Origin of the sequence: Streptomyces sp. NPDC021225 (assembly GCF_044332865.1) — a bacterium.
GTDB lineage: Bacteria > Actinomycetota > Actinomycetes > Streptomycetales > Streptomycetaceae > Streptomyces.
This window is the reverse complement of record NZ_JBIRPV010000005.1, coordinates 403,000-424,429: the sequence shown is the minus strand read 5'-3', so window position 1 is coordinate 424,429 and position 21,430 is coordinate 403,000. Positions and strand designations below refer to the sequence as shown.

The window sequence follows — 21,430 nt, the reverse complement described above, 5'->3', positions numbered from 1 at the left end:
GTCACCTCGCCTCCGTGGTGCGCGCGGCGGCCAGCCGGACCGCGTCGAGGATCTTCTCGTAGCCGGTGCAGCGGCAGAGATTGCCGGAGAGCGCCTCGCGGATGTCGGCGTCGGAGGGGTCGGGGTTGCGCTCCAGCAGTTCATCGGCGGCGACGAGCAGGCCGGGGGTGCAGAAGCCGCACTGGATGGCGCCGGCCTCGATGAACGCCTGCTGGACGGGGGCCGGCGGGGGCTGCTGCGGCGTGGCCGCCGTCGCCTCCGGGCCCGTGGCCCGCCGGCTCCTGGCCTCGGCGTACTCCGCGAGACCCTCGACCGTGACGACCTCGCGGCCCTCGGCCTGACCGGCCGCCACCAGGCAGGCGCAGACCGGCAGACCGTCGAGCCGGACCGTGCAGGATCCGCATTCGCCCTGCTCACAGGCGTTCTTGGAGCCCGGGAGGCCCAGCCGCTCGCGCAGTACGTACAGCAGCGACTCGCCCTCCCACACATCGTCGGCCTGCCGCGGCCGCCCGTTGACCGTGAATGTCACGCGCACCGTGCGCCTCCCTCTGTCGTGCCGCCGCCCTCAGCCGTGTCTCCGCCCTCGCGGAACGCCTGCCAGGTCCAGCCGAGCGTGCGGCGTGCCATGACGGTCACCGCGTGGCGGCGGTACGCCGCGCTGCCGCGCACATCGTCGATGGGGTCGCAGGCGGCCGCGCACAGCTCGGCGAAGCGGCGGGCGAGCGCGGCGTCTGGGGGGATGGTCCTGCCGTCGTCCCAGAAGCCGCCCTCGGCGAGCGCGGCGTTCAGGAAGTCCTCGGCCTCCCGCGCCCGTACCGGGGTGGGCGCGGCCGAACCGATGCCGGTCCGCACCGTGCGGGTGTCCGGGTGGAGCGCGATCGCGAAGGCGCACACCGCGATGACCATGGCGTTGCGCGTGCCGACCTTGGAGAACTGCTGCGGCCCGGTGGCCCTGCGGATGTGGACCGCCCTGATCAGCTCGTCGTCCGCCAGGGCGTTGCGCTTGACGCCGGTGTAGAACTCCTCGACCGGGATGAGGCGGCTGCCGCGCACCGAGGCGACCTCCACCTCGGCCCCGGCGGCGAGCAGCGCAGGGTGCGCGTCGCCCGCGGGCGAGGCGGCGCCGAGGTTGCCGCCGACGCTGCCGCGGTTGCGGATCTGCGGCGAGCCGACGGTGTGCGCGGCGATCGCCAGCGCCGGCAGCTCGGCCCCCAGCCGCTCGATGATCCGCGTGTACGGCACGGAGGCGCCCAGCCGTACGGTCTCCGCGCCGGTCTCCCACTCGTACAGCTCGGCGATCCGGTTCAGGTCGAGCAGGTGGCTGGGGCGGCGGCGGTCGAAGTTGATCTCCACCATGACGTCGGTCCCGCCCGCGACGGGCACGGCCGTGGGATGCGCCGCCTTCGCGGCGAGCGCTTCCTCCCAACTGGCGGGGCGCAGGAATTCCATAGGCGCTCTCTCGTCCCCTCTTCGAGGTCTCCCCCGATCACTCTGCACACGGCCTACCGCCAGTAGACCGATCTGTGGGCCACCTGGTGCAGTCACCGAAGGCATGAAGCAGTTGGCTGGCCAGCGGCGTGGTCTTGTAGATTCGAACGAAAGACGGGGAGTGGAAACCTCGGCGGTAATCACCGGAAACGGCGAGGACTTCCACCGGCAACACACGAAGATCGGCTGGCGACGACATGCGGCTGCGCGCACTGCTGGAGACCGACGCCCTGGGCCTGCGGCTGCTCGGCGGCGAGGAGGAGCTGGACCGCACCGTGCGCGGGGTGATGACCACCGATCTGCGCGACCCGAGCCGCTATCTGTCCGGCGGGGAGCTGGTGCTGACCGGCCTGGCGTGGCGGCGGGAGCCGGAGGACTCCGAGCGGTTCGTCCGGATCCTGGTGGCGGCCCAGGTCGCCGGGCTGGCGGCGGGCGAGGCGGAGCTCGGCTCCGTGCCCGTGGACCTGGTGCTGGCCTGCGCGCGGCACCGGCTGCCGCTCTTCTCGGTGGTGGAGGACGTGTCCTTCGCGTCCATCACCGAGTACGTGGTGCGCCGGGTGTCCGGCGAGCGGGCCGGGGATCTGGCGGCCGTCGTCGACCGGCACCGGCGGCTGATGACCTCGGGGCCCGCGGGCGGCGGCCCGGAGGTCGTGCTGGATCTGCTCGGCTCCGATCTCGACCTGCCCGCCTGGGTGCTGTCCCCCACCGGCCGCCGGATCGCGGTGCCGTCCGTCGCCGCGGCGGCCGGCCCCGGGGGCGCGCCCGAGCTGCCCTCCGCGGTGTGCGCGCGGCTCGCGGGCGAGCATCTGGCCGCCCAGCGCTCGGGGCGCCGCGGCCCGCACCGGGTGACCACCGCCGACGGCGTCACGTACTCCCTCTTCCCCATCCGCAGCGGCGGGCCGGCCCCGTCGGGCGCCGGGGACGTCCGGGAGACCGTGCTCTCCGACTGGCTGCTGGTGGTCGGGGCGGACGCGGGCGACTGGCCCGAGGAGCGGCTGGATCTGCTGCACGGGGTGACCCAGCTGATCGCGGTGGAGCGGGACCGCAGGGACGCCTCGCGCACCGTGCGGCGCCGGCTGGCCCAGGAGGTGCTGGAGCTGGTCCAGTCGGGCGCGCCGCCCGCCGAGGTCGCCGCCCGGCTGCGGGTGGCCGCGCCCGTGCTGCTTCCGGGCCTGGCCACGGCCCCGCACTGGCAGGTGGTGGTGGCCCAGGTGGAGTGGGAGGGCGCGACGGCGCCGGGTGGCCCGGTGGCCCAGTCGCTGCTGGAAGAGGTGCTGGTCGACCCGGAGGCGACCGGGCCCGAGCCCTCGGACCGGATCGCGGTGGCGCACACGGGCGACGAGGCGGTCGCGCTGGTCCCGCTGCCCGCGCTGCCCGACGCCCCGGCGGCCGACGCCGAGGGCGGCGGCAGCGGCGGCGGGGCGTACGGCTTCGAGGCGGGGCTGCACGCCGACGCGCTGCTCGCCGCCGTCCGGGAGCCGCTCTCCCGCGGGCTGGACGGCGACGGTCGGCTGACGCTCGGCGTCAGCGCGGTCGTCCACTCCGCCGACGGGCTGCGCGGCGCCCTGGAGGAGGCGCGACACGCCCGGCGGGTCGCCGCCGCTCGCCCCGGGCGGGTCTGCGCGGCGGGCCACCAGGAGCTCGCCTCGCATGTGCTGCTGCTCCCCTTCGTCCCCGACGACGTCCGCCGCGCCTTCACCGCCCGGCTGCTGGACCCCCTGTACGACTACGACCGCCGCCACCGCGCCGAGCTGATCCCCACCCTGGAGGCGTTCCTGGACTGTGACGGCTCCTGGACGCGCTGCGCGACCCGGCTGCATCTGCACGTCAACACGCTGCGGTACCGGGTGGGGCGGATCGAGCAGCTGACGGGGCGTGATCTGGCGCGCCTCGAGGACAAGCTGGACTTCTTCCTGGCGCTGCGGATGAGCTGACCGGGTGTGGCTGATGGGTCGGCTGTTGGTCAAGGGATGTCCAGTTTCCTTGCCTGTTTGTGAATTCATTCACACCGACCTCTTGGCCGCGCCCGCGCATCCATGCTGAGATTCGGATCACAGCTTCCGGCTCGATGGCGCGCTTGGGGAGGGCAATGTGGCGGACACCGCCATGTCACCACCTGGATCATCGGATTCCGATTCTGGTCTCCGCCCGGATCGGGTAGACGACCCCGTGGACACGGCGGTGTGGCGGCTGCGCTCGCGCGGCTGTTGGCACGACGCCGCGGCCCTGCTCACACCGCGCGCGGCGGGCGACGCCTCGGCCGCGCTCAAGCGGACCGCCGTACTGACCGAGCGCTGCATGTTCACCTCCGAGGGGTGGGAAGCGGCCGAGGACGCCCTGCGGGCGGCGGAGGCGCTCGCGCTCACCGACGACGAGCGGGGCGCCACGGCGTGCGAACGCGGCTATCTCGCCTACGCCTCCACCCTGCTGGGGGTGCGCGACCGTGCCGACGAGGCGCGGACCGCGCTCGGGCGCGCCGCCGCGCTGCTCGGCCCCGGCTCGCCGACCCGCCCGCTGCTGGACTTCCGCCGCGGCCTGATCGCCCAGCACCTCGCGCAGAACCCCACCGGCGCCCAGGCCGCCTTCCAGCGCGCACACGCCGGGGCCAAGAACCACGGCGACGAGCTGCTGCTCTCGTGCACCTGGCGCCATCTGGCCGCGATGGCGGAGCAGGAGGGCGATCTGGCCGAGGCGCGGCGCGGCTTCGCCGAATCGCTGCGCATCCGGGAGGAGCTGGGCTATCTGATCGGCATCGCCCCGGCGCTCGCGGCGCTGGCCGAGGTGGAGGAGGAGCCGGAGGCGACCCGGCTGCGCACGGAGGCGGAGCGCTTGGTGCGGCTGCTGGGCGGGGTGCCGGTGTGGCTCGCCGAACAGTTAAGACAGGCCCCGACCGCGACGGCGTAGGCCGAGGGCTGTTTCCCTGCCCGCCCCTTCCCAGCCCCTGTCGGTGTGCGGCTCCGCCGCGTGGGGGGCAAGCCCCCGGGCCCCGGACGGTCAGTGAGGCCGGGAGCTGGGGCTTGCCCCAGATGAGGGAAGGGGCGGCGGCAGGGGAAACTCACGCCCCGCCGTTGAAGTGGTCGCGCACCAGGGACTCGACGGCGTCGAGGTCCCGCGCGGCCAGGGCGTCGAGCAGGGCCATGTGCTCGGCCGCGTCCGCGACGAGGTCGGCGGTGCGCACGATCTGGCCGCCGACCAGCGGCCACTGCGCCCGCCGGTGCAGCTCGTCGGCCACCACGACCAGCTGTTCATTTCCGGCCAGGCTCAGGACCGTCTGGTGGAAGGTGCGGTCCGCCTCCAGATACGCCGCCCGGCTCCCCTTCGCCGCCGCCGCGGCCGTCGCCTCCGCGAAGGGCCGCAGCCCCGCCCACCGCTCGGGCGCGATCGCCTCGGCCAGGCTGAGCATCACGGGGACCTCCAGCAGGGCCCGGACCTCGGCCAGCTCCGCCAGCTCCCGCGCGCTGCGCCGGGCCACCCGGAACCCCCGGTTCGGCACCACCTCGACGGCGCCCTCTCCGGCGAGCTGCTGCATGGCCTCCCGTACGGGCGTGGCCGACACACCGAAGCGCTCGGCGAGGGCCGGCGCGGAGTAGACCTCGCCGGGGGCGAGCTCGCCCCCGACCAGCGCGTCCCGCAGGGCGTCCAGGATCTGTCCGCGCACCGAGTGGCGCCGGGGCGGCTTCCGCGAGGCGGGCCCGCCGGGGCCACCGGGGCCGGGGATACCGGGATCCGGGTGCGGCTCCGCCGCCGTTTCGGCACTGGCCTGCTCCACCTCGGCTCCTCCTGACGTCCGCTTGAAACGATATGCGGAGGCCGCACGAGGGCAAACCCCTCGGACGTCATATAAAAGGCAAGCCTAACCGGATCCAACCGGAACGGACCACATTGAGCGTCCTGACACAACCTCAGCAGGACGTTTACGTTCGGTCGGATTCCATGAATAGAATGCAAGCCGCTTGCACAGCGCGAGCGTTCGAACCGTATCGCACCTATCCGCGTGTCCCCCCGCCGATTTGGCGTCCTCTTGTCCAGAACCCGCTCGGGACAAGCCAGGTTTACGCCAAGATGTCGCGCGAGTAGGCCGTACTGCGGCCAGAACTTCACGGAAGCGAGGCAAGGGACACCGGATGAGACTGACCGACATATCGAGCTGGGGCCTCCCGGCCGTCGTAGTGCTCGTCGGCGTCGTGGGAGCGGTGACAGTGCTCGCGCGCGGACGTAACGCCAAGGAAGACAAGGCGAACTCCGACTCCTGGGAGCGGAGCGAGGAGCGGCGCCGCCGCAAGGAGGCCATCTATGGGATGGCCTCGTATGTGCTTCTGTTCTGCTGCGCCGGGGTCGCGGCCGCCCTCTCCTTCCAGGGGCTGGTGGGCTTCGGGCGGGAGAACCTCGCCCTGACGAACGGCTGGGAGTACCTGGTGCCGTTCGGGCTCGACGGCGCCGCGATGTTCTGCTCGGTGCTCGCGGTGCGCGAGGCCAGCCACGGTGACGCCGCTCTCGGCTCCCGACTGCTGGTGTGGCTGTTCGCGGGCGCCGCGGCCTGGTTCAACTGGGTGCACGCGCCGCGCGGCATGGGCCACGCCGGAGCGCCCCAGTTCTTCGCCGGCATGTCGCTCTCGGCGGCGGTCCTCTTCGACCGCGCGCTCAAGCAGACCCGCCGCGCGGCACTCCGCGAGCAGGGCCTGGTGCCCAGGCCGCTGCCCCAGATCCGTATCGTTCGCTGGCTGCGCGCGCCCCGCGAGACCTTCGCCGCCTGGTCGCTGATGCTGCTCGAGGGCGTCCGCACCCTGGACGAGGCCGTCGAGGAGGTGCGCGAGGACCGCAAGGAGAAGGAGCACAACCGGCACCGCCGGCGGGAGCAGGAGAGGCTGGACCGGGCCCGGATCCGGGCGCTGAACCGGCAGCACCGCTCCTGGGGCCGGCGCGGCGGCCGCCAGGTGGAGGTCACCGGCTCCTCCTCGCAACCGGCGCTCACATCGGAGCCTGCCATATCGGATAACTCGCCGGAAAACTCCCTCGGTACCTCGCTGGACAAGGGACAGCTGTCCGCGCCCTCCTCCCGGCCCGCTCTGCGGTCCGCGAGCAGCGGTGACGGATTCGGGGACCGCGAGGCCGACCGCCCGCGGACCATCGACCTCACCGCCGAGGACGACACACTCACCATGCCGCGGCTCGACTCCCTGGAAGAGAAGCTCGCGCAGATCGAACGCGCCTTCGGCTGACGTGCTGCTTGGTTCGCCTCCGGGGCGCTGCAGACCCTGTCGACGGTCGACCGTGCTCGGCCCTTCGTACCTCAGGGCCTCCGCGCGCTCTCCCTTTCGACAGGGTCGCGCCCCTTCGGCCGGGTGGGCGGGACGGGGAGCACGTCTCCTCTCCCGCCCCCGCGCGGACGGCACCCGCACCCGCCGCGCGAAGAACCGATGCCCCGCCTCCGGTCCGCCGGCCCCTCACACGGACCGCGCGTCGAGCTCGAACCAGACCGCCTTCCCCACGCCGTGGGCCCGCACCCCCCACGCGTCCGCGAGCGTGTGCACCAGCAGCAGCCCGCGCCCGGAGGTGCCCTCCTCGGCCGCATGGGTGCGCAGCGTCGGATGCCGCGGGACGAAATCCCGCACCTCGACCCGTAATCGGCCGCTGACCGGCCCGCCCTGACCTTCGCCGAGCGTGGCTGTGATGTGCGCCCCGCGGTCGGTGTGCACCAGCGCGTTGGTGACCAGCTCGCTGGTGAGCAGCTCGGCCAGGTCCCTCCTGCTCGGCTCGCCCCAGCGCCGCAGCAGCTCGCGCAGCCCCGCACGGACCTCCGCGACGCGGGACAGCTCGCCGTTCTGTAATCGCTTGCTCAAAGCCGGGTCCCGCTCGCTCTCGATGGCCACCGCCCCCGCTTCCGGCCACCCGGCCGTGCCGCCCCGCCGTGCAGGCTGACGCTTCATCCTCCCCCGCCCCGGCCGCCCAGGGGACAGCCAGCGTCGAAATGTCGTCGAACACGCTCACGGAATGCATTCCCGCGTGTTGGCCCCCACACACCGAGGGAAATGATCCGCTGGGACCGACCCGCGCCGATCTTGAGGAGAGCCGCGCATGCACGACGACCGACCGCTGGTGGAAGGGCGCCTCGACCGGGCGTTGCACCAGTTCATCAGGCCCGCCCAGTACACGGCGCGCACCCCGCTCACGCTGACCGCGTGGCGCACCCCGGGCGAGCCGGTCCCGGTGGGCGACGCGCTGAAGGGGTCGTACGAGCCCTTCGAGACCGGCACCGAGTGGGGCTCGCCGTGGTCGACCTGGTGGTTCCGGCTGGCGGGCGAGGTGCCGTCGGAGTGGGCGGGGCGGCGGGTCGAGGCCGTCATCGACCCCGGCTTCACGGGGGACGCCCCCGGCTTCCAGGCCGAGGGGCTGGTGTACGACGCGGAGGGGGTGCCGCTCAAGGGCATCCACCCCCGCAACCGGCATGTTCCCGTCGCCGCGCCGGCGGCCGGGGGCGAGCCGGTGCGGCTGCTGCTGGAGGCGGCCGCCAACCCGGCCGTGCTGCGCGACGGCTATGAGCCGACGCTGCTGGGCGATGTGCTGACCGCCGGGGACCGCCCGCTGTACCGCTTCGCCTCGGCCGACCTCGCCGTGCTGGACGAGGAGGTCTGGCATCTGGTGCTGGACATCGAGGTGCTGTCGGAGCTGATGCGCGAGCTTCCGGCGGACCGGGCGCGGCGCCACGAGATACTGCGCGCCCTGGAGAACATGCTGGACGCGCTGGACCTCCACGATGTGCCGGGCACCGCCGCGGCCGGGCGCGCCGCGCTGGCCGAGGCGCTCAGCCGCCCCGCGAACGCCAGCGCGCACCGCGTGTCGGCGACCGGGCACGCCCATATCGACTCGGCGTGGCTGTGGCCGCTGCGCGAGACCGTCCGCAAGGCGTCCCGGACCTTCGCCAATGTCACCGCGCTCGCGCCCGACTACCCGGAGCTGGTCTTCGCCTGCTCGCAGGCGCAGCAGTACGCATGGGTCAAGGAGCACCAGCCGCACATCTGGGAGCGGATCAAGAAGGCCGTGGCCGACGGCAACTGGGCACCGGTCGGCTCGATGTGGGTCGAGTCGGACGCCAACATGCCCGGCGGCGAGGCGCTGGCCCGGCAGATCGTGCACGGCAAGCGGTTCTTCCTGGAGGAGCTGGGGGTGGACACCGAGGAGATCTGGCTGCCGGACTCCTTCGGCTACACGGCCGCCTTCCCGCAGCTGGCGAAGCTCGCGGGGGTGCGGTGGTTCCTCACCCAGAAGCTGTCCTGGAACCAGTCGAACAAGATGCCGCACCACACCTTCTGGTGGGAGGGCATCGACGGCACCCGGGTGTTCACCCACTTCCCGCCGGTGGACACCTACAACGCCCAGTTCCATGCGAGCGAACTCGCCCACGCCGAGAAGAACTTCGCCGACAAGGGGCTGGCCACCCGCTCCCTCGTCCCCTTCGGCTACGGCGACGGCGGTGGCGGCCCCACCCGCGAGATGATGGAGAAGGCGCGGCGGCTCAAGTCGCTCGAGGGCTCGCCGCGGGTCGAGATCGAGCGGCCGTCGGCGTTCTTCGCCGAGGCGGAGCGGGAGTACGGGGCCAAGGCGCCGGTGTGGTCGGGCGAGCTGTATCTGGAGCTGCACCGGGCGACGTACACCACCCAGGCCAAGACCAAGCAGGGCAACCGGCGCAGCGAGCATCTGCTGCGGGAGGCGGAGCTGTGGGCGACGGCCGCCGCGCTGCGCTCCCCCGGGTACGCCTATCCGTACGACGACCTGGACCGGATCTGGAAGACGGTGCTGCTGCACCAGTTCCATGACATCCTGCCGGGCTCCTCGATCGCCTGGGTGCACCGCGAGGCGCGCGACACCTATGAGCGGGTCCGCACCGAGCTGGAGGGGATCATCTCGGCGGCGGTGGACGCGCTGGGCGGCGCGCAGGACGGGCCGGTGGTGTTCAACGCCTCCCCGTACGAGCGCGGCGAGGTCGTCACGCTCGACGCGCCGACGGCGGCGGCCCTCCCGGAAGGCACGCCGGTCCAGCCGCTGGAGGACGGGCGCGCCGCGGTGGCGGTGCGGCTGCCCGCGCTGGGCGCGTCGGCCGTGCAGGCCGACACGCCGGGGGCGAGCGCGTCCGAGGCGCCGGTCAGTGCGCTGAGCGACGGGCGCACCATCGTGCTGGACAACGATCTGCTGCGCGTGGTCATCGACGCCGACGGGCTGCTGACCTCCGTACGCGACCTGACGGCCGACCGGGAGCTGATCGCGCCCGGCGCCCGCGCCAACCTCCTCCAGTTGCACCCCGACCACCCCAACGAGTGGGACGCCTGGGACATCGACCGGCACTACCGCCGGGTCCACACCGACCTCACCGACGCCGAGTCCGTCGAGCTGGTCGAGTCCGGGCCGCTGCGCGCCGCGGTCCGGGTGGTGCGCGTCTTCGGCGCCTCGGGGGCCTCCCGGATCACCCAGGAGATCCGCCTCAGCCGCGGCGGCCGCCGGGTGGACATCACCACCGAGGTGGACTGGCAGGAGTCGGAGAAGGTCCTCAAGGCGGCGTTCCCGCTGGACATCCACGCCAAGGTGTCCACCTCCGAGATCCAGTTCGGGCATGTGGACCGCGCCACCCACACCAACACCAGCTGGGACGCGGCCCGGTTCGAGATCTGCGCCCACCGCTGGCTGCGGGTCGCCGAGCCCGGCTACGGGGCGGCGCTGCTCAACGACTCGACGTACGGCCACGATGTGACCCGTACGGAGCACCCGGTCGATGGTGACGGCGGGCCGGTGCTGGGCACGACGGTGCGGCTGACCCTGCTGCGCGCCCCGCACAGCCCCGACCCCGAGACCGACCTCGGCGCCCACCGCTTCGCGTATGCGCTGCTGCCCGGCGCCGAGGTGGGCGACGCGGTCGCCGAGGGCCTGGCGCTCAACCTGCCGCCGCGCGCCCTGCCCGCGGGCGCGGCGCTCCCGTCGCTGATCGGCGTCGACAACCCGGCGGTCACCGTCGAGTCCGTCAAGCTGGCGGAGGACCGTAGCGGCGATGTGGTGGTGCGGCTGTACGAGTCGCGCGGCGGGCGGGCGTCGGCGACGCTCACCACCGGGTTCCCGGTGATCAGCGCCCAGGTGACGGACCTGCTGGAGCGGCCGCTGCACGAGGCGGCCACCGGCGAGGGCGGGCTGGCCCTGAGCCTGCGGCCGCACGAGATCCTCACCCTGAGGCTCACGCCCGCGTAGGCCCGCAGCGAGGCTGGACGGCGGGGTTACGGCCTGGGGTGCTCCCTATCGCACCCCAGGCCGTCAGGGGCGGGGCAGGTTCCGCAGGTTCGAGCGGGCCAGCTGCACCATCTTGCCCACCCCGCCGTCCAGCACGATCTTGCTCGCGGAGAGCGCGAAGCCGGTCACCATCTCCGCGCGGATCTTCGGCGGGATCGACAGCGCGTTGGGATCGGTGACCACGTCCACCAGCGCGGGCCCCTTGTAGCGCAGGGCGGACCGCAGCGCCGCCCGCAGATGCTTGGGCTTCTCCACCCGCTCGCCGTACGCCCCGGCGGCGCGGGCGATCTCCGCGAAGTCGGGGTTGAGGTTGGTGGTGCCGTACGAGGGCAGGCCCGAGACCATCATCTCCAGCTCGACCATGCCGAGCGAGGAGTTGTTGAAGAGCACCACCTTCACCGGCAGGTCGTACTGGACGAGGGTGAGGAAGTCGCCCATCAGCATGGCGAAGCCGCCGTCCCCGGACATCGAGACGACCTGGCGGCGGCGGTCGAGGAACTGGGCGCCGATCGCCTGCGGCACCGCGTTGGCCATCGAGCCATGGGTGAACGAGCCGATCACCCGGCGGCGGCCGTTGGGGGTCAGATAGCGGGCCGCCCACACATTGCACATCCCGGTGTCGACCGTGAAGACCGCGTCGGCGGCCGCCTCCTCGTCCAGCACCGCCGCCACATACTCCGGATGGATCGGAATGTGCTTGTCCACCCTGCGGGTGTACGCCTTGACCACGCCCTCCAGCGCGTCGGCGTGCTTCTTCAGCATCCGGTCCAGGAATCTGCGGTCGCTCTTGGCGCGCACCTTCGGCGTCAGACAGCTCAGCGTCTCCCGCACATCGCCCCACACCGCCAGGTCGAGCTTGGAGCGCCGGCCCAGGTGCTCGGGGCGGACGTCGATCTGCACGATCTTCACGTCGTCGGGCAGGAAGGCGTTGTACGGGAAGTCGGTGCCCAGCAGGATCAGCAGATCGCACTCGTGGGTGGCCTCGTACGCCGCGCCGTAGCCGAGCAGCCCGCTCATGCCGACGTCGTACGGGTTGTCGTACTGGATCCACTCCTTGCCGCGCAGCGCGTGCCCCACCGGGGACTTCACCCGCTCGGCGAAGGCCATCACCTCGGCGTGCGCCCCGGCGGTGCCGCTGCCGCAGAACAGCGTCACCCGGTCGGCCGCGTCCACCATCCGGGCGAGCGCCTCGATCTCCCCGTCGCCGGGGCGCACCGAGGGGCGGGCGGTGACCAGGGCGTGCTCCTCGGCCCGCTCGGGCGCCGGGAGCGCCGCGATGTCCCCGGGCAGCGCCACCACGCTGACGCCGCCGCGCCCGATGGCGTGCTGGATCGCGGTCTGCGGGACGCGCGGCATCTGCCGCGGGCTGGAGATCAGCTCGCAGTAGTGGCTGCACTCGGCGAACAGCCGTTCGGGGTGGGTCTCCTGGAAGTAGCCGCTGCCGATCTCGCTGCTGGGGATGTGCGAGGCGAGGGCGAGGACCGGGGCCATCGAGCGATGGGCGTCGTACAGACCGTTGATCAGGTGCAGATTTCCGGGCCCGCAGGAGCCGGCACAGGCCGCGAGGCGGCCGGTGAGCTGGGCCTCGGCACCGGCGGCGAACGCGGCGGACTCCTCGTGGCGGACCTGGATCCAGTCGATGGCCGCGTTGCGGCGTACGGCGTCGACGACCGGGTTGAGGCTGTCCCCGACGACCCCGTACAGCCGGCGCACCCCGGCGCGCGCCAGGAGGTCCACGAACTGCTCGGCCACGGTCTGCTTGCCCATCGCGCGCCCTTCCGTACGGGTCTCGGCTGCGTATGCCGGTGCGGCTGCGTAGCGGCTACGTAGCTCCATCAACCCATGGACCGCGCGCTCACGCCTCCCAGACGGCGGCCGCCGTACGGTCGTCGGCGTAACCCTCCACCCGCGTCCGGGTGTCCGCGAGGAACTCGGCGAGCCCCGGCGGCTCCGCCTCCGCCCAGCGTTCCGCCAGGTGTCCGGCGAGCTCGGGGCGGCCGCGCAGCGGCTCCGCGAGCCCGCGGCCGCACATCAGCAGCACATCCCCCGGCCGGGCTACGGAGGCCCGGAAGCGGAAGGGAGCGGCGGCGGGGACCGGGGCCGGGCCGGGGGCGGGGCCGGTGCCCGGCGTGGCGATCCCCAGGTCCATCGTCGGGGGCGACCCGGCCGCCGCCCGTGTCGCACTGCCGAACCCGAGCACCGGGCCGCCCGCGGTGTCCGGCTCCGGCTCGGCGGGCTCCAGGTCCTGCCAGACGCCCGCGCGCAGCCGGAACAGGCCGCCGTCGCCGACGCCGAAGACCACGCGGATCCGGCAGTCCGGGTCGGCGGGCAGCACCAGACAGCGCAGCGCGGCGGTGTACTCGGCCGGGTCCAGGCCCAACTCGGCCGCGCGGGCCCTCAACCGGCCCAGGCCGCGGTCGGTGAGCCGGTGCAGCCCGGACTTGAGCGCGCCGCGGTTGCCGGAGCGTATGTCGTCGACCAGCTGCGCATGGCTGCGGCCGACCGCGCCGCCGATCCACTCGCACAGCTCGCGCGCCGCCTGGTGCGCCCCGTCGGCCCCGCCAGCCCCGCCGGCCAGCGCCACCAGCACCAGCGCGCCGGGCCCGGACCCGAACCGCGCCATGAGCAACACGTCCCGCCGCGGCTCCCCGCCCCGGCGGGCCGACTCGCCGCGGGAGGAGACGGCGCGCAGCGTGGCGGCTCCGCAGCGGGCGCCGTCCAGCACGGTGTCCGGCACGAGGTCGGCCAGTTCGTACGGGTCTGCGGGGGGCGGCACGATCGGCTCGTCGGCGTCGGCGTCGGCGTCCGGGGCGGGCTGCGGCGCGGGGGGCTGCGGCGCGGGCGGCCGTGGCACGTACGGACGCGGCAGGGACGGCCGTTTGGCGGATCGCGGGTCGGCCGGGGCCGGGGCCGGCGCCCGTTCGCCGGAAAACCACCCGAAGGCCGCATCCGATGGGGCGGGCTCGGTCGGCTTCTCCGGTTCCGGTCCCGGCTCCGTCCCCCAGGGCGCTCCCGCGGCCGGTACCGACCCGAGCGGGGCCCTGTGCGACGGCGGCCCGCCGACCGTGCGGGACGCGGAGTCGAACCGGTCGTCGACGGAGTCCGACGCGGTGGCGGGCCCCACGTCGCCGGTGTGCCGGTGGTACAACTCGCCCCACCAGTCGTCCTCGTGACGGCGCCTGTCCCCCTGTTGGCTCATGCCCACAATTGTTTCCCCGGCAGACGCCCCGCGGAACACCGCCTGCGCGGCGCCTGCGGCGGGCTGCTCCCCTACCCGCCCCTTCCCGCAACTGGGGCTCCGCCCCAGACCCCGAGCTTGGGCTGGCCGACACCCCCGCCGCGGAACCCCACACGCAGCCGGCGGACGGGGCATGGCAGCCAGGCCACGCCGAAATGCGGCCCCGGCACGCTGGGATCCGCCCCCGGACCCCAAGATCCCGGAAGCTGCCTCCGGCCCCAGCCGATCCGCTGCTCCGCCGCCTGGGCGACATCGCCGCCACGGACCCCAGGGCCAAGGACCACATCCCCGCGGCGCAGCCGGCACATGCAGCCACCGGACGGCACAGGACAGCCGGACCCCGCCGATGCGGCCCTGGCCTGCGGGGCTCCGCCCCCGGCCTTGGGGGTCTGGGGGCGGAGCCTCCCCACGCGGCGGAGCCGCATATCGGCAGGGGGCGGGTAGGGGAGAGGCCCGCCGCAGGCGCCACGCAGGCAGTGTTCCGCGGGGCGCCTGCCGGGGGCTCAGCCCCAGGCATCGGGGGTCTGGGGCTGAGCCCCAGTTGCGGGAAGGGGCGGGTAGGGGAGCAGCAGCCCGCCGCAGGCGCCGCGGCCCGCCTGCGGGGGCGACGCCCCAGGGATCGGGGTCTGGCGCGGGGCCTCCCCACGCGGCGGAGCCGCATGTTGACGGGGGGCGGGCGGGGCAAGTCTTAGCCGCGGTAGGTCTCCAGCAGCCGCAGCCAGATCTCGCTGATCGTCGGGAACGACGGGACCGCGTGCCACAGCCGCTCCACGGGGACCTCCCCCGCGACCGCCACCGTCGCGGAGTGCAGCAGCTCACCGACGCCCGGGCCGACGAAGGTCACGCCGATCAGGTGCCCCCGGTCGAGGTCGACGACCATGCGGGCCTGGCCGCGGTAGCCGTCGGCGTAGAGGCCGGAGCCGGAGACCCGTCCGAGGTCGTAGTCGACGACCCGGATCCGGCGGCCCTCGGCCTCGGCCCGCGCCGCGGTGAGGCCGACCGAGCCGACCTCGGGGTCGGTGAACACCACCTGCGGCACCGCCGCCGTGTCCGCGGTGGCCGCGTGGGCGCCCCAGGGGTCCGTCTCCAGGAGCGGCACGCCCTGGGCGCGGGCGCCGATCGCGGCGCCCGCGATGCGCGCCTGGTACTTGCCCTGGTGGGTCATCAGGGCGCGGTGGTTGACGTCGCCGACGGCGTACAGCCAGCCGCCCTCCACGTCCCGCACCTGGCAGCTGTCGTCCACCCGCAGCCAGTTGCCCGGTTCGAGGCCGATCGTCTCGAGGCCGATGTCCTCGGTGCGCGGGGCGCGCCCGGTGGCGAACAGCACCTCGTCGGCTTCGAGGTGCTCGCCGTTGTCCAGCGTCAGGGTCACCGGCCCGGCGCCGGAGCCGAAGCCGGCCGGGCCGCCCGGGGCGGAGCGGCGGACGCCGGTCACGGAGGTGCCGGTGCGGATCTTGGCTCCGGCCTCGGTGAGCGAGGCGGCGACGAGTTCGCCGACGAACGGCTCCATGCGCCCCAGCAGCCCGGAGCCGCGGACCAGCACGGTCACCTCGGAGCCGAGCGCCTGCCAGGCGGTGGCCATTTCCGTGGCGACCACGCCGCCGCCGACCACGGCCAGCCGCCCGGGGACGGCTGCGGCGCTGGTGGCCTCGCGGCTGGTCCAGGGGCGGACCTCGGCCAGTCCTGGCAGGCCGGGCAGCGCGGCGCGACTGCCGGTGCACACCGCGACCGCGTGCCGGGCGGTCAGGACGCGTTCCCGCCCGTCCGAGTCCGAGACCGCGACCCGCTTGACGCCCACCAGACGGCCGTGGCCGCGGACGAGGTCGACGCCGACCGACTCCAGCCAGCCGACCTGGCCGTCGTCCTTCCAGTGCGAGACGTACTCGTCCCGGCGCGCGAAGACGGCCGGGGCCTCGAGCGGGCCCCTGACCGCCTCGCGCAGCCCGGGCAGCCGCCGGGCGTCGGCGCGGGCGATGGCCGGGCGCAGCAGCGCCTTGCTGGGAATGCAGGCCCAGTACGAGCAGTCGCCGCCAACCAGTTCGCTCTCCACGATCGCCGCGGAGAGTCCGGACGCGCGGACCCGGTCCGCGACGTTCTCCCCGACGGGACCCGCGCCCAGGACGACGACGTCGTACTCCTCTGTGGCGGCCATCATCGCAACTCGCTCTCTCTCGGTTCCTTGGGCCATCCTGGCCCCAAGGAACCGTCGCGGGCCACACGGACACGGAGCCGGAGCAGCGCTATGAGTCGCGCTACGGGTCGCGCTACGGCTTGCGCTGCGGCCCCCGCTTGCGTTCCATCATGTGCCGACCGAGGGCCTGCCGCTGCTTGAAGGTCCGCCGCATCTCGGCCCGCAGCCGGTCGTCGGTGCGGGCGGCGAGCCGCGTGTTCTCGCGCAGCAGCTTGCGGTAGCTGTCCAGGCGGCGCTCGGGCAGCGTCCCGTTCTCGACCGCGGCGAGCACGGCGCAGCCCGGCTCGGCCTCGTGGGCGCAGTCGTGGAAGCGGCAGTCCCCGGCCAGTTGCTCGATCTCGGCGAAGGCCTGTGCGACGCCGTCCCCGGCGTCCCACAGCCCGACCCCGCGGACACCGGGCGTGTCGATGAGGACCCCGCCCCAGGGCAGCGGCAGCAGATCGCGGGTGGTCGTGGTGTGCCGCCCCTTGCCGTCGCTGTCCCGGACCTCGTGCACATGCTGCGCGGCCTCGCCCAGCAGGGCGTTGGCGAGCGTGGACTTGCCCGCGCCGGACTGCCCGATCAGCACCGACGTGCCGGAGGAGAGCACGGCGCCGAGCACGTCCAGGCCCTCGCCGGTCGCCGAGCTGACGGTCAGCACCTGGACGCCGGGCGCGGCGGTCTCGACGTCCGCGAGGAGATGGGCCAGCACCACGGGGTCGGGCACCAGGTCGGCCTTGGTGAGGGTGACCAGCGGCTGGGCGCCGCTCTCCCAGGCCAGCGCCAGGAACCGCTCCAGGCGGCCCAGGTCGAGCTCGGCGGCGAGGGAGACGGCCACGACCGCGTGGTCGACGTTCGCGGCCAGCACCTGGCCCTCGGAGCGCTTCGATGACGTCGAACGCACGAAGGCGGTACGGCGCGGCAGCAGCGCCTGGACGTACCGCGGGTCACCGGCCGCGTCGATCGCGGCCCAGTCGCCGGTGCAGACGATCTTCATCGGGTCGCGGGGGACGACGAACTCGGTGTCGGCGCGGACGGTGCCCTCAGGGGTGACGACGTCGCACAGACCGCGGTCGACCCGCACGACGCGCCCGAGGACCAGGCCCTGCTCCGCGTACGGAGCGAACTCGGCCTGCCATCCCTCGTCCCAGCCGTAGGCGGACAGCGGACGTGAGGAAGCGGAGGAAGAGGAAGAAGACAGATTCAAGGGAAACCCTTCTCAGGGCAGCCCCGGCCGCGCGCTCGCGGGCGCGAAGAAGTAAGAGGTCGGTCAGCCGGGGACCGCGGAGGTGGAGTGGATGTTCTTCCGGTTGCGGGCAGCACCCATCGCAGAGACAGCCATCGGTCACACCTCCTGTTTCCTCAACTCGGCCGACAGCGGCGGCCAAAGGGCCACCGCAAGGAGCGCGCTCACTATAAAAGCGCACGCCGGTTCGCGCCACCGAATATCGCTCGGTGGCCCGCCGGCACGGGCGGAGGGCCGCCGGGTCGCCCGGGAGGCCCTCCGCCCAGGTCTGCCGCTAGCGGCGCAGGGCGGCCAGGTTGCGGTAGCCGATCGCCGCGTATTCGAGGGACTGGCCCGGGTTGGTGGTGCTCGGGGCGGTGTCCTGCTCGACCATCGGGTTGTGGTAGTTGCGGTCTCCCACGCGGGAGAAGAACGTGGTGTAGTCGATGACGCCGGTGCCGAACGGGACCATGTCGTAGCCCATCCCGTTGGTGGCGTTGACGACGCCGTCCTTGGCGTGGAACAGCGGGTAGCGCTTGTTGTGGCGGGTGACGAGGCCGGCCGGGTCGAAGATGTTCGTCTGCGTGGAGCCGTCGTGGGCGGTGTAGGTGCGGAACTTGTACTGGGCGACGTGTGCCCAGAAGACGTCCATCTCCAGCCAGACCAGCTTGGGGTCGGTGATGGACAGGAAGTACTCCAGCTTGCGGATGCCGGAGCTGCGGGTGGGCTTGGACTGGGCGTCCAGCGGGCCGCCGTCGAGGAGGAAGCTGTACGCGGCGTCGTGGTTGTGGGTGTAGAGCTTGAGGCCGGCGCGGCGGGCGATCGCGCCGAGGGCGTTCCACTTCTCGGCGGCCACGTCCCAGTCGGCCTTGTAGGAGCTTGCGGTGGGGTCGCCACCGGTGCCCATGTGGGGCAGGCCGAGGATGTTCGCGATCTCCAGGTGCTTCTTGAAGGTGTCCAGGTCGGCGCTGGTCAGGGGCCAGGAGCCGGGGATGAAGCCGTGGTTGCCCTGGGCGCGCAGCCCGTTGTCGTCCAGCCAGCGGCGCAGCAGCTTGGCGCCCTGGACGGACTCCAGGCTGGCGCCGCCCGGGGAGTTGGCGTGCTGGCCGTAGCCGGCGAACTCGACCTGGCGGTAGCCGAAGCGGGCGAGCTGCTCGAAGACGGCGCGGAAGCCGGACGGGAGGGAGGAGGCGAGCGGGTCGCGGCCGATGGCGTCGCGGACCGTGTAGAGGATGATGCCGCGCTTGTCCGCGGGGACGAGCGTGTGCCCTCTGCCGGTGTCGGCGGCCCGGGGCGCGGCCTGCACGGGGGTCGCGCCGAGGACGGGGGCGGCGATCGCCCCGGCCGCGACGGCGGTGCAGGTGCTCAGGAAGCTGCGGCGGCCGACGCCGAGGCTGCGGCGGAGCTGGTCGTCGGTGTCAGGCGTGTGGTTCACGGGGTGCCTTCTTTCATTTCCTCTGAGGGGCCGTCGGTGTCGAGACCGGCGAGTCGGAGCAGCAGGGACTTCACGTCGGTGGCCGCGATGCGGTCGCCGACGGCGCGGGGGGTGGAGCACAGGAGGAGCGGACCGTCGTCGTCGCTCGTGGGCAGGCGGCCGTGGCTGCCTCGGATGGGTGAGGGGTCGAGGGGGACGACCGCCATGCGGTAGCGCATCCCGAGCTTCTTGCGGGCGAGCGCGGTGGCGGCCTTGACCTTCACATAGGGGTCGAGCGGGTCCATGAACAGCTCGACCGGGTCGTAGCCGGGCTTGCGGTGGATCTCGACCAGTTGCGCGAAGTCGGGCGCGCGGGCGTCGTCGAGCCAGTAGTAGTACGTGAACCAGGCGTCCGGTTCGGCGACGGCGACCAGTTCGCCGGAGCGGGCGTGGTCGAGGTGGTGGGCCTTCTTGCCCTCGTCGTCGAGGAGTTGCTCGATGCCGGGCAGCCCGTCGAGGGCGGCGCGGGTGGCGGCCATGTCCTCGGGGCGGCGGACGTACACATGGGCGATCTGGTGGTCGGCGACGGCGAAGGCCCGGGAGGCCATCGGGTCGAGGTATTCCATGCCGACGCCATCGCCCTGGGTATGCACCTCCAGCAGACCGGCGCGCCGCAGGGCGCGGTTGATGTCGACGGGCCGGTTCACGCGGGTGATGCCGTACTCGGACAGCACGACGACCGTACGGCCCTCGGCGCGGGCGTCGTCCAGCAGCGGGGCCACGGCGGCGTCCAGGTCGGCGGCCGCCTGGTGGGAGCGGGGGTCGTCGGGGCCGTAGCGCTGGAGGTCGTAGTCGAGGTGCGGGAGGTAGCAGAGCGCCAGGTCGGGGTGGCGGGTGCGGAGGATGTGACGGGTGGCGTCGATGATCCACTGGCTGGAGACCAGATCCGCTCCGGGGCCCCAGAAGTGGAACAGCGGGAACGTGCCCAGCTTCTCGGTGAGTTCGTCGTGCAGGGCGGGCGGCCGGGTGTAGCAGTCCGGCTCCTTGCGGCCGTCGGCGTAGTAGACGGGGCGCGGGGTGACGGTGAGGTCGGTGTCGGCGCCCATGGCGTACCACCAGCAGATGTTGGCGACCGTGTAGCCGGGGTGGGCGCGGCGGGCCGCGTCCCACACCTTGTCCCCGGCGACCAGGCCGTTGTGCTGGCGCCACAGCAGGACGTCGCCGAGTTCGCGGAAGTACCAGCCGTTGGCGACGATGCCGTGTTCCGAGGGCATCGTGCCGGTGAGGAAGGTGGACTGGGCGGCGCAGGTGACGGCGGGCAGGACGGTGCCGAGGTGGGCCCGGGAGCCGGCCGTCGCGAGGGCCTTGAGGTGGGGCATACGGTCGAGGAGCCGGGGGGTGAGGCCGACCACGTCGAGGACGAGAAGCGGGGTGGGGTCGCCGGTGGGCGCGGTCATGGCAGCTCCTTCAGTCCGAGGTCGGTCAGCTCGTCGCGGGCGAGCGCGAGTTCGGCGGCGATGCCGTCGGCGAGCCGGTCCCGGCCGCGGGGGCGCAGCTCGGGCGGGAGCGCCTGCCAGGTGTAGGTCTCGACCTCCAGGTGGCGGGTCAGCGGGTTCGGGCCGCCGACGAGGCGGGCCAGGGCGGCCCGCAGGACCGGGAGCGTGGAGGTGAGGGGCTCGGCGGGGGCCGCGTGCAGCGGGACGTGGAAGTGGGACCGCCAGGGGGCGTCGGGGGGCAGGGCCGTATCGCGGACGGCCTCGTCGAGGTCGTCGGTGCCGTGCAGGCCGGTCGCGGTGACCGTGCGGGTCTGGTGCAGAAAGCGGGGTTCGGCGAAGGCGGCGAGGGCCTCGCGGACCTCGGGCCGGCCGGGGTGTTCGGCGTGCAGGGCGGCCGACAGCTGGGACTTGATCACGGGGACGCGGGCGGCGGCGAGCGCGTCCAGGGCCTCCGTCGGGTCCTCGAAGGAGGTGGCCAGATGGCAGGTGTCGACGCACACGCCGATGCGGGGGTGGCCGACGGCGGTGAGCGGGGCGATGGCGTCGCCGGTGGTCTCCACGGTGCAGCCGGGCTCCGGCTCCAGGCCCACCCGGATGCTCCGGCCGGTCAGTTCCGCCAGGGCGTCCAGGCGCTCCGCGAGGGTCATGAGCGCCCGCTGTCCGGCGCGGGCGTGGTCGGCGCTCCAGGTGGTGCGCCAGCCGAGCGGCAGGGTGGAGATGCTGCCCTCGGTGACGTCGTCGGGCAGCAGGCCGGTGAGGATCCGGGCCAGTGCGGTGGTGTACTCCAGGCGCTCGGGGTCGGCCCAGTCCGGCTTGTAGACGCGGTACTTGACCTCGGCGGCGCCGAACCCCTCGTACGGGAAGCCGTTGAGGGTGACGACCTCCAGGCCGCTCCGGTCGAGTTCGCGGCGCAGGGCGCGCAGCGCGGCCGGGTCGGTGTCGAGGGTGCGGGCGGCGTCGCGGGCGAGCCACAGGCCGATGCCGAGCCGGTCGCGGCCGAGGCGGCGGCGGACGGGCGCGCAGTGGTCGCGGAGCTGGGCCATCACGCCGTCGAGGGTCTCGGCGGGGTGCACGTTGGTGCAGTAGGCGAGGTGGACGGTGGTGCCGTCGGGGTGGCGGAAGCGCATCG

15 protein-coding genes are annotated in these 21,430 nt (G+C 73.7%); 4 read left to right on the top strand and 11 right to left on the bottom strand.

Annotated features, from left to right (window positions below):
- Position 1: 1 nt before the first annotated feature.
- Both ACH4S9_RS24010 and ACH4S9_RS24005 read right to left on the bottom strand, forming a co-directional pair.
- Complete coding sequence (locus ACH4S9_RS24010) at positions 2-535, bottom strand: (2Fe-2S)-binding protein (RefSeq protein WP_385341250.1); 534 nt, start codon at positions 533-535, stop codon at positions 2-4.
- The gene (locus ACH4S9_RS24005) at positions 526-1,449 is read right to left on the bottom strand and encodes a xanthine dehydrogenase family protein subunit M (RefSeq protein ID WP_311723503.1); all 924 of its coding nucleotides are present in this window, start codon (positions 1,447-1,449) and stop codon (positions 526-528) included. Before ACH4S9_RS24005 ends, ACH4S9_RS24010 begins: the two co-directional genes overlap by 10 nt.
- 236 nt (positions 1,450-1,685) lie before the next feature.
- Here ACH4S9_RS24005 and ACH4S9_RS24000 point away from each other — a divergent pair, with 236 nt between their 5' ends.
- Both ACH4S9_RS24000 and ACH4S9_RS23995 read left to right on the top strand, forming a co-directional pair.
- The gene (locus tag ACH4S9_RS24000; protein ID WP_398373794.1) at positions 1,686-3,422 is read left to right on the top strand and encodes a PucR family transcriptional regulator; all 1,737 of its coding nucleotides are present in this window, start codon (positions 1,686-1,688) and stop codon (positions 3,420-3,422) included.
- 172 nt (positions 3,423-3,594) lie between these two features.
- Positions 3,595-4,392 (top strand): hypothetical protein, encoded by a 798-nt coding sequence (locus ACH4S9_RS23995; RefSeq protein ID WP_311723858.1) that lies wholly within the window; start codon positions 3,595-3,597, stop codon positions 4,390-4,392.
- A gap of 151 nt (positions 4,393-4,543) precedes the next feature.
- Here the strand turns inward: ACH4S9_RS23995 and ACH4S9_RS23990 are convergent, their stop codons facing one another.
- Positions 4,544-5,257 (bottom strand): GntR family transcriptional regulator, encoded by a 714-nt coding sequence (locus tag ACH4S9_RS23990; RefSeq protein ID WP_385341254.1) that lies wholly within the window; start codon positions 5,255-5,257, stop codon positions 4,544-4,546.
- Positions 5,258-5,612: 355 nt separating this feature from the next.
- On the opposite strand from ACH4S9_RS23990, the gene ACH4S9_RS23985 reads away from it, so the two are divergent.
- The gene (locus ACH4S9_RS23985) at positions 5,613-6,707 is read left to right on the top strand and encodes a DUF2637 domain-containing protein (protein WP_311723505.1); all 1,095 of its coding nucleotides are present in this window, start codon (positions 5,613-5,615) and stop codon (positions 6,705-6,707) included.
- A 225-nt stretch (positions 6,708-6,932) separates the two neighbouring features.
- On the opposite strand, the gene ACH4S9_RS23980 is transcribed toward ACH4S9_RS23985, so the two are convergent.
- Positions 6,933-7,415 (bottom strand): ATP-binding protein, encoded by a 483-nt coding sequence (locus ACH4S9_RS23980; RefSeq protein WP_311723506.1) that lies wholly within the window; start codon positions 7,413-7,415, stop codon positions 6,933-6,935.
- Between the two features lie 148 nt (positions 7,416-7,563).
- Between ACH4S9_RS23980 and ACH4S9_RS23975 the strand changes: the two genes are divergently transcribed.
- Entirely contained in the window at positions 7,564-10,719 is a 3,156-nt protein-coding gene (locus ACH4S9_RS23975) for an alpha-mannosidase (RefSeq protein WP_398373793.1), read from the top strand.
- Between the two features lie 63 nt (positions 10,720-10,782).
- Here the strand turns inward: ACH4S9_RS23975 and ACH4S9_RS23970 are convergent, their stop codons facing one another.
- From ACH4S9_RS23970 to eboE, 7 genes are all read right to left on the bottom strand, one after another.
- Positions 10,783-12,525 (bottom strand): pyruvate dehydrogenase, encoded by a 1,743-nt coding sequence (locus ACH4S9_RS23970; protein WP_398374008.1) that lies wholly within the window; start codon positions 12,523-12,525, stop codon positions 10,783-10,785.
- An 88-nt stretch (positions 12,526-12,613) separates the two neighbouring features.
- Positions 12,614-13,957 carry a protein phosphatase 2C domain-containing protein gene (locus ACH4S9_RS23965; protein ID WP_398373792.1) on the bottom strand — a complete coding sequence of 448 codons (1,344 nt, stop codon included), beginning with the start codon at positions 13,955-13,957 and terminating at the stop codon, positions 12,614-12,616.
- Between the two features lie 727 nt (positions 13,958-14,684).
- Positions 14,685-16,151 (bottom strand): dihydrolipoyl dehydrogenase family protein, encoded by a 1,467-nt coding sequence (locus tag ACH4S9_RS23960; RefSeq protein ID WP_398373791.1) that lies wholly within the window; start codon positions 16,149-16,151, stop codon positions 14,685-14,687.
- A gap of 109 nt (positions 16,152-16,260) precedes the next feature.
- Positions 16,261-17,373 (bottom strand): ribosome small subunit-dependent GTPase A, encoded by a 1,113-nt coding sequence (gene rsgA / locus ACH4S9_RS23955; protein ID WP_398373790.1) that lies wholly within the window; start codon positions 17,371-17,373, stop codon positions 16,261-16,263.
- 313 nt (positions 17,374-17,686) lie between these two features.
- Positions 17,687-18,826, bottom strand: a complete 1,140-nt coding sequence (locus tag ACH4S9_RS23950) for a sugar phosphate isomerase/epimerase family protein (RefSeq protein ID WP_311723524.1) — start codon at positions 18,824-18,826, stop codon at positions 17,687-17,689.
- Complete coding sequence (locus tag ACH4S9_RS23945) at positions 18,823-20,262, bottom strand: alkaline phosphatase family protein (protein WP_311723525.1); 1,440 nt, start codon at positions 20,260-20,262, stop codon at positions 18,823-18,825. The genes ACH4S9_RS23950 and ACH4S9_RS23945 overlap by 4 nt, the downstream gene beginning before the upstream one ends.
- Entirely contained in the window at positions 20,259-21,428 is a 1,170-nt protein-coding gene (gene eboE / locus ACH4S9_RS23940) for a metabolite traffic protein EboE (protein WP_398373789.1), read from the bottom strand. Before eboE ends, ACH4S9_RS23945 begins: the two co-directional genes overlap by 4 nt.
- Positions 21,429-21,430: the final 2 nt, after the last annotated feature.